The 9,013-nt window shown below is 67.8% G+C and carries 5 protein-coding genes and 1 pseudogene; 4 read left to right on the top strand and 2 right to left on the bottom strand.

Going from position 1 to position 9,013, the window contains the following annotated elements:
* The 3 genes from priA to G3N92_RS26975 form a co-directional block, all read left to right on the top strand.
* A partial coding sequence (gene priA, locus G3N92_RS26985) for a primosomal protein N' (protein ID WP_206130644.1) occupies window positions 1-1,310 on the top strand: 1,310 nt, incomplete at its 5' end.
* A 537-nt stretch (window positions 1,311-1,847) separates the two neighbouring features.
* Window positions 1,848-5,768, top strand: a complete 3,921-nt coding sequence (gene putA / locus G3N92_RS26980; protein WP_206130643.1) for a trifunctional transcriptional regulator/proline dehydrogenase/L-glutamate gamma-semialdehyde dehydrogenase — start codon at window positions 1,848-1,850, stop codon at window positions 5,766-5,768.
* A gap of 86 nt (window positions 5,769-5,854) precedes the next feature.
* On the top strand, window positions 5,855-6,994 hold the full coding sequence (locus G3N92_RS26975) for a branched-chain amino acid ABC transporter substrate-binding protein (RefSeq protein WP_206130642.1): 1,140 nt from the start codon (window positions 5,855-5,857) through the stop codon (window positions 6,992-6,994).
* A gap of 171 nt (window positions 6,995-7,165) precedes the next feature.
* On the opposite strand, the gene G3N92_RS26970 is transcribed toward G3N92_RS26975, so the two are convergent.
* Together G3N92_RS26970 and cadR are read right to left on the bottom strand one after the other, a co-directional pair.
* Complete coding sequence (locus G3N92_RS26970) at window positions 7,166-7,777, bottom strand: PadR family transcriptional regulator (protein WP_206130641.1); 612 nt, start codon at window positions 7,775-7,777, stop codon at window positions 7,166-7,168.
* A gap of 84 nt (window positions 7,778-7,861) precedes the next feature.
* Window positions 7,862-8,293, bottom strand: coding sequence for a Cd(II)/Pb(II)-responsive transcriptional regulator (cadR, locus tag G3N92_RS26965; protein ID WP_206130640.1), 432 nt, complete (start codon window positions 8,291-8,293; stop codon window positions 7,862-7,864).
* Between the two features lie 81 nt (window positions 8,294-8,374).
* On the opposite strand from cadR, the pseudogene G3N92_RS26960 reads away from it, so the two are divergent.
* Window positions 8,375-9,013: pseudogene (locus G3N92_RS26960) on the top strand (heavy-metal-associated domain-containing protein); the annotation flags it as partial.

Here is a 9,013-nt window from a genome sequence, read left to right as displayed (position 1 = left end):
TGCTCGGCACGCGGCTCGCGGTGCTGGCCTCGCTGCCCGCGCTCGCGATGATCGTGGTGGACGAGGAGCACGAGCCGGCCTACAAGCAGCAGGAAGGCTTGCGCTATTCGGCGCGCGATCTGGCCGTCTGGCGCGCCAAGCGGCTCGACATCCCGGTCGTGCTCGGCTCGGCCACGCCGTCGCTGGAAAGCTGGTGGCAGGCCGAACAGGGCCGCTACACGCGGCTCACGCTCACGCGCCGGGCCGTGGCCGACGCGGTGCTGCCCACCGTCAAGCTGATCGATCTCGAGGAGGAACGGCGGCGCGGGCGCGCCTCGATCGGCGGGCTTGCCGGGCCGCTCGTCGCGGCGCTCAAGGGCCGCCTCGAACGCGGCGAGCAGAGCCTGATCTTCCTGAACCGCCGCGGCTACGCGCCCGCGCTGGCCTGCGACGCCTGCGGCTGGGTGGCCGGCTGCCCGCGCTGCAGCGCCTACGTGGTGCTGCACAAGCCCGAGCGCGCGCTGCGCTGCCACCATTGCGGCTGGGAATCGCGCATCCCGCACTCGTGCCCGGAATGCGGCAACGTCGACGTCGCGCCGCTCGGCCGCGGCACGCAGCGCATCGAGGAGACGCTGGCCGAGGCGGTGCCCGGCGCGCGGATCCTGCGCATCGACGCCGACAGCACGCGCCGCAAGGGCAGCGCCCAGGCGCTGTTCTCCGAGGTGCACGCGGGCGAGGTCGACATCCTGGTCGGCACGCAGATGATCGCGAAGGGCCACGATTTCCGGCGCGTCTCGCTGGTCGGCGTGCTCAATGCCGATACGGCGCTGTTCTCGGCCGATTTCCGCGCGACCGAGCGGATGTTCGCGCAACTGATGCAGGTCAGCGGCCGCGCGGGCCGCGCCGGGCTGCCCGGCGAGGTGCTGATCCAGTCGCGTTACCCGCGCCACGCGCTCTATCACGCGCTGTCGCGCCACGATTACGTGGGCTTCGCCGCTGCCACGCTGGCCGAGCGGCGCGACGCGCATCTGCCGCCGTTCGTCTATCAGGCGCTGCTGCGCGCCGAGGGCCGCACGATCGACGCCGCGCTGGCGTTCCTGCAGGCCGCCGCCGCCGAGCTGGCGACGCTGCCCGGCGCCGAACGCGTGACCGCCTACGACGCGGTGCCGATGACCATCGTCAAGGTGTTCAACGTGCACCGTGCGCAACTGCTGGTCGAAAGCGCCTCGCGCGCGGTGTTGCAACACGTGCTGGCGGCGTGGCAACCGCGGTTGCGCGAATTGAAGGGCGTATTGCGCTGGAGCGTCGAAGTCGACCCGCTCGATATCTGAGCGAAATGCGGCATCGATAAAAACGGTGCGGTTGTCGGTGCGCTGCCGCGCTCGAATCGGCCTGCCGAGGCCGAAAAATAGCGTCACCCCGCATGCATCGAAGTGGTGCAACCGCCGCGCCGGCACGACGGTTTCGCGTCGCGCCGGCATGCGGCAACGGTTGCGCAGGTTGCCGCCGTCGCACTCGCCGGGCTGTCGCCTGTCAGCCGCAAAGCCTTGTCGTACAAGGCCCGTCACCGCATCGGCGATAGCCGGCGCTCACATCGCCCCACCTCCCGCACACCGTCGCAAACGGGTTTCACCATTCCGGTGCATACCGGATTGCGCCGGTGGCACTTTTGTGGGCTAAGGGAAAATACCGATCCGGCGGATGCTTGGCGACAGCCGGTTGCAATGCTCTAATGCATTGATTCCAAAGAATTTTGTAAGGGTGCAACCGGATCGTCGAATCGGTTGCACCTTTTTATTGTGTGGCATAGGATTTCGCGAATCTTATCTTCACGCGACAGCCGGCCAAGGCCTGGCACAGAAGGAATCATGGCAAGCACCACCCTAGGCGTCAAAGTCGACGATCTGCTCCGTTCGCGTCTGAAGGACGCGGCCGCCCGGCTGGAGCGCACCCCTCACTGGCTGATCAAGCAAGCGATCTTCGCGTATCTGGAAAAGATCGAGCACGGCCATCTGCCGGCCGAACTGTCGGGCCGCAACGGTTTCGCCGAGCTGGCCGACAGCCAGGATCAAGACGACGGCGCCCCGCACCCGTTCCTCGAATTCGCGCAAAGCGTGCAGCCGCAATCGGTGCTGCGCGCCGCGATCACGGCGGCCTATCGCCGTCCCGAACCGGAGTGCGTGCCGTTCCTGCTGGGCCAGGCGCGCCTGCCCGCCAACCTCGCGGCCGACGTGCAATCGATGGCCGCCAAGCTGGTCGAGGCGCTGCGCACCAAGAGTTCGGGCGGCGGCGTCGAAGGGCTGATCCACGAATTCTCGCTGTCGAGCCAGGAAGGCGTCGCGCTGATGTGCCTGGCCGAAGCGCTGCTGCGCATTCCCGATCGCGCCACGCGCGACGCGCTGATCCGCGACAAGATCAGCAAGGGCGACTGGCGCTCGCACATGGGCCAGGCGCCGTCGCTGTTCGTCAACGCCGCCACCTGGGGCCTGATGATCACCGGCAAGCTCGTCACCACCAACAGCGAAACCGGCCTGTCGTCGGCGCTGACGCGCCTGATCGGCCGCGGCGGCGAGCCGCTGATCCGCAAGGGCGTGGACATGGCGATGCGCCTGATGGGCGAGCAGTTCGTCACCGGCGAAACGATCTCCGAAGCGCTGGCCAACAGCCGCAAGTACGAAGCGCGCGGCTTCCGCTACTCGTACGACATGCTCGGCGAGGCGGCCACCACCGAGGAGGATGCGCAGCGCTACTACGCGTCCTACGAACAGGCGATCCACGCGATCGGCAAGGCCGCCGGCAGCCGCGGCATCTACGAAGGCCCGGGCATCTCGATCAAGCTGTCGGCGCTGCATCCGCGCTACTCGCGCGCGCAGCAGGACCGCACGATGAGCGAGCTGCTGCCGCGCGTGCGCGCGCTGGCGCTGCTCGCGCGCCGCTACGACATCGGCCTCAATATCGACGCCGAGGAAGCCGACCGCCTCGAAATCTCGCTCGACCTGCTCGAGGCGCTCTGCTTCGATCCGGAGCTGGCCGGCTGGAACGGCATCGGCTTCGTGGTGCAGGCGTACCAGAAGCGCTGCCCGTTCGTGATCGACTACCTGATCGATCTGGCGCGCCGCAGCCGTCACCGCCTGATGATCCGCCTCGTGAAGGGCGCGTATTGGGACTCCGAAATCAAGCGTGCCCAGGTCGATGGCCTCGAAGGCTATCCGGTCTACACGCGCAAGATCTACACCGACGTGTCGTACGTGGCCTGCGCGAAGAAGCTGCTCGGCGCGCCCGATGCCGTCTATCCGCAGTTCGCCACGCACAACGCGCACACGCTGTCGGCCATCTATCACCTGGCCGGCGGCAACTACTACCCCGGCCAGTACGAATTCCAGTGCCTGCACGGCATGGGCGAGCCGCTGTACGAGGAAGTCACGGGCCGCGACAAGCTGAACCGTCCGTGCCGCGTCTACGCGCCGGTCGGCACGCATGAAACGCTGCTCGCCTACCTTGTGCGCCGCCTGCTCGAGAACGGCGCGAACACCTCGTTCGTGAACCGCATCGCCGACAAGGCCGTGCCGGTCAAGGAACTGGTGGCCGATCCGGTCGACGAAGCCGCCAAGATCGTCCCGCTCGGCGCGCCGCACGCGAAGATCCCGCTGCCGCAAGGCCTGTACGGCGAATCGCGCGCCAATTCGATGGGCCTCGATCTGTCGAACGAGCATCGTCTGGCGTCGCTGTCGTCGGCGCTGCTGACGAGCGCGCATCACCCGTGGCGCGCCGCGCCGATGCTGGCCGACGAAGCGCTGTCCGACGCCCCGGCGCGCGACGTGCGCAACCCGTCCGATCAGCGCGACGTGGTGGGCACCGTGAGCGAGGCGACGCCGGAGCACGTGAGCGCCGCGCTCGCGCATGCCGTGTCGGCCGCGCCGATCTGGCAGGCCACGCCGGTCGAAGCCCGCGCCGATTGCCTGGCGCGCGCGGCCGACTTGCTCGAAGCGCAGATGCACACGCTGATGGGCCTCGTGATCCGCGAAGCCGGCAAATCGCTGCCGAACGCGGTGGCCGAAATTCGCGAGGCGATCGACTTCCTGCGCTACTACTCGGCGCAGATCCGCGACGAATTCTCGAACGACACGCACCGCCCGCTCGGCCCGGTGGTCTGTATCAGCCCGTGGAATTTCCCGCTGGCGATCTTCATGGGCCAGGTGGCCGCGGCGCTGGCCGCCGGCAACACGGTGCTCGCGAAGCCCGCCGAGCAAACGCCGCTGATCGCCGCGCAGGCCGTGCGCCTGCTGCGCGAAGCCGGCGTGCCGGCCGGCGCGGTGCAACTGCTGCCGGGTGACGGCGAAACGGTGGGCGCGGCGCTGGTGTCCGATCCGCGCACGCGCGCCGTGATGTTCACCGGCTCGACCGAAGTCGCGCGCCTGATCAACAAGGTGCTGGCCGCGCGCCTCGACCCGGACGGCAAGCCGATCCCGCTGATCGCTGAAACGGGCGGCCAGAACGCGATGATCGTCGACTCGTCGGCGCTCGCGGAACAGGTGGTGGCCGACGTGATGAACTCGGCGTTCGATTCGGCCGGCCAGCGCTGCTCGGCGCTGCGCGTGCTCTGCCTGCAGGACGACGTGGCCGACCGCACGCTGACGATGCTCAAGGGCGCGATGCACGAGCTGACGCTCGGCAACCCCGATCGCCTGTCGACCGACGTCGGCCCGGTGATCGACGCCGAGGCGAAGCAGACCATCGATACGCACGTCGCCGCGATGAAGGAAAAGGGCCACGCGGTCACGCAACTGCCGATGCCGGACGGCTGCGCGCAGGGCACGTTCGTGCCGCCGACGCTGATCGAGATCGGTAGCATCGACGAGCTCAAGCGCGAAGTGTTCGGCCCGGTGCTGCACGTGGTGCGCTACCGCCGCAGCGCGCTCGACAAGCTGCTCGACCAGGTGCGCTCGACGGGCTACGGCCTGACGCTCGGCATCCACACGCGGATCGACGAAACGATCGCGCACGTGATCGGCCGCGCGCACGTGGGCAACATCTACGTGAACCGCAACGTGGTGGGCGCCGTGGTGGGCGTGCAGCCGTTCGGCGGCGAAGGCCTGTCGGGCACCGGCCCGAAGGCGGGCGGCGCGCTCTATCTGCAGCGCCTGCTGGCCACGCGTCCGGCCGGCCTGCCGAAGGCGTTGGAATCGTCGCTTATTGTCGATGCGCCGGTGGACGGCGAGTCGGGTGATAATCCGTCGTCGGCGCTGACGGCGCTGCGCGACTGGCTGATCGAGCAGCGCGAGCCGGCGTTGGCCGCACGCTGCGAAGGCTACCTGTCGCGCGTGCTGGCCGGCGCGACGGCGGTGCTGCCGGGGCCGACGGGCGAGCGCAATACGTACACGCTGGGCCCGCGCGGCACGGTGTTGTGCATCGCGGCAACGGCGAAGGGCGCACGTGCGCAGTTCGCCTCGGTGCTCGCCACCGGCAACCGCGCGCTGTTCGCGGGCGCGGCCGGCGAGGCGCTGGCCGCTGCCCTGCCCGCTTCGCTGAAGCCGTATGCGGCGGTGCGCAAGCAGGCCGACGCGGCGTTCGACGCGGTGCTGTTCGAAGGCGACAGCGACGAACTGCTGGCGTTGGTGAAGGAAGTGTCGCAGCGCCCCGGCCCGATCGTGTCGGTGCAGGGCGTGGCGGCGGGCGCGTTCGAGAACGGCGACGAAGATTACGCGTTGGAGCGGCTGCTGACGGAACGCTCGGTGAGCGTGAACACGGCAGCGGCTGGCGGCAACGCCAATCTGATGACGATCGGCTGAGCGATCCCGGCTGGTTGGCATGACGAAACGGAAGCGGCAAGGCAAACCCGAAGCCGCTCCATCTACCCTGGTATTAGGAGAAGCTAATGCAACACACGATGAAAAAAGTGGCAGGCGCAACGCTGGTTGCGGTCATGTCGCTGGCGGGGACCGCGTACGCGGAGGACGTGAAGATCGGTTTTGCAGCGCCGATGACGGGTGCGCAGGCGCACTACGGCAAGGACATGCAAAACGGCATCGTGCTCGCGATCGAGGATTTCAACGCGACCAAGCCGGTGATCGACGGCAAGCCGGTCACCTTCGTGCTCGACTCGCAGGACGACCAGGCTGACCCGCGCACCGGCACGACGGTCGCGCAGAAGCTCGTCGACGACGGCATCAAGGGCATGCTCGGCCACTTCAATTCGGGCACGACGATCCCCGCTTCGCGCATCTACGCGAACGCCGGCATCCCCGAAATCGCGATGGCGACGGCGCCCGAGTACACGACGCAGGGCTACAAGACCACGTTCCGGATGATGACGTCCGACACGCAGCAAGGCTCGGTGGCCGGCGCGTTCGCGGTCAAGGATCTGGGCATGAAGCGGATCGCGATCGTCGACGACCGCACCGCCTACGGCCAGGGTCTGGCCGATCAGTTCGAGAAGGCCGCCAAGGCAGCCGGCGCGACCATCGTCGATCGCGAATTCACGAACGACAAGGCCGTCGACTTCAAGGCAATCCTGACCAAGCTGAAGGCCGCCAAGCCGGATATGGTCTATTACGGCGGCGCCGATTCGCAAGGCGCGCCGATGGTCAAGCAGATGAAGTCGCTGGGCCTCGCCTCCCCGCTGATGAGCGGCGAAATGGTTCACACGCCGACCTTCCTGAAGATCGCCGCCGACGCGTCGGACGGCACGATCGCCTCGCTGGCCGGTCTGCCGCTGAACGACATGCCGGGCGGCAAGGCCTACGCCGAGAAGTACAAGAAGCGCTTCGGCGAAGACGTGCAAACGTACTCGCCGTACGCCTACGACGGCGCGATGGCGATGTTCACGGCAATGAAGAAGGCCAACTCGACGGATCCGGCCAAGTACCTGCCGGTGCTGGCGAAGACCGACATGGCTGGCGTGACCTCGACGCACATCGCGTACGACTCGAAGGGCGATCTGAAGAACGGCGGCATCACGATGTACAAGGTCGTCAAGGGCGAGTGGGTACCGCTCAAGAGCATCGGCGGCAAGTAATGCGCACGGCCTGAGCGGGGTGCGCCCCGCGCAGGCCGGATGACTCGACGGGACCGGCCGGCCGGCACGTTTCAAAGCGTGCCGCCGGCCGGTTTTGTTTTGGGGCGCGGGATCGGTTCGGTGCTGGCGCCGGTAGTGGTACTGCTCTGCCCCGCCGCTATCGCTTTCTCTTTATTCCGGATCGCTGGCCGCGAGCCGTTCGGCCACGTTCTTGAGCCAGGCTTCGCTCCACGTCAGCGCGCCCACCTTCAAGTGCTCCACCACGCTGCGCACCCATTCGAGTTCGGTTTCGACGGTGGCCTGCAGCAGTTCGCTCTCCAGCAGGAACAGCCGCGGAATCTGCAGCGCGAGCGCCGCGTTGCGCGCCGCGTCGAGCCGTTCGAGTTCTTCCTCGAGCGCCACGATGCGCGCTTCTAGCTGGCGGCGCGCGTCGTCCACCGACAGCAGCGGCAACACCGACAGCGCCACCGGAAACGCCGGAAATTCGCGCGCCGGTTGCGCGAGTTGTTCGCGCAGCCAGCCGCGCGCCGTGGTGCGGCCGGCCTCGGTCACGGCATAGACGGTGCGCTCGGGGAACATGCCGTCGCGCTCGGTTTCGTGAACCACCACGAGGCGTTCGCGCAGCAGGCGGTCGAGCGTTTGATAGAGGCTGTTGCGCTGACGGACGTTGATCACGTCGTCCTTGCCGCGCAGTTTGATGAGCTGCTGGATGCGGTACGCGTGCATCGGCGCTTCGGTCAGCATGGCCAGCACGGCGAGCGCGAGGGGGGAGAATTTCGGCATGAGCGCGAGCAAAATCAATCGTCAAACAATGACTGGTCATTTTATGGCTAGTCATTGTTTGACGCAATGAAATACGGCGGGTGTTCAGCCGATGTGGGTGCGTTTCGCGCTCGTCTCCGGCGTCTCCATGGTCGCGAGGCCGTGCACGATGCCGCAATCCTCGACCGTGTGATCGCCCTGACATTGCTCGCGCAATTCGCTCAGTTGGGCCTTCAACTGCTGCAACTCGACGAGCCGCGCGTTGACGTGGCCGATGTGTTCGTCGAGCAGCGAATTGATCGAATCGCAGCGGTCGGCCGGATCGTCGGTCAGGCGCAGCAGCGTGCGGATTTCGTCGTGCGTCATGTCGAGCGCGCGGCAGTTGCGGATGAAGCGCAGGCGTTCCACGTGCAGCTCGGTGTAGCGCCGGTAGTTCGCGTCGGTGCGCTCGGCGTCCGGCATCAGGCCCTCCTTCTCATAGAAGCGGATCGTCTCGGGCGTGCAGCGCGCGGCTTTGGCAAGTTCGCCGATCTTCATCAGATTCTCCTGGCGGAAGCGGTTGACCCTGAAGTGGCTTCAGGGTGTTAACTCTACACCTCAAGCAATCAGGAGAACGTCATGGCCGAATCGAACCGCACTCACGACACGCACTGCGCCGACGACGCACCGTCGCAGGCGGCCTGCTGCGCGCACGATCGCGGCCACGACGCCGCGCATGGCGACGCCCCGCCGCAGTCGCCGATCCGCTGGGTGAAGCCGGCGGATGCACGGGCGCAGGCGGGCGGCCACGATCACGCGCACGATGCGGCCGGTCATGACCACGGCGATCACGGTCATGATCACGATCACGCGCACGGCGATCACGACCACGCGGCGCACGACCACGATCACGGCCACGATGGCCACGACCACGGCGCCGCCGGCCATGCGCACGATCATGGCCACGATCACGCCACGTCCTGCTGCGCCCCCGCCGCGCCGATCCTCGCCGACTTGCCCGGCACGCAGCGCCTCGCCGACGGCAACGAGCGCTCGGCGTTCCGCATCATGCAGATGGATTGCCCGACCGAGGAAACGCTGATCCGCAAGAAGCTCGGCGGGATGGCTGCCGTCTCGGCGCTCGACTTCAACCTGATGCAGCGGCTGCTGACCGTCGTGCACGCGCCCGGCGCCGCCGAATCGGTGGCCGCCGCGATCCGCTCGCTCGGCATGACGCCCGAGCTGGCCGGCGGCGCGGCGTCGGCGAACGGCGCGCCT

The organism is Burkholderia sp. Ac-20379 (assembly GCF_017104645.1).
Taxonomy (GTDB): domain Bacteria; phylum Pseudomonadota; class Gammaproteobacteria; order Burkholderiales; family Burkholderiaceae; genus Burkholderia.
The sequence above is the reverse complement of the archived record's forward strand: the minus strand, read 5'-3'. Positions and strand labels throughout refer to the sequence as shown.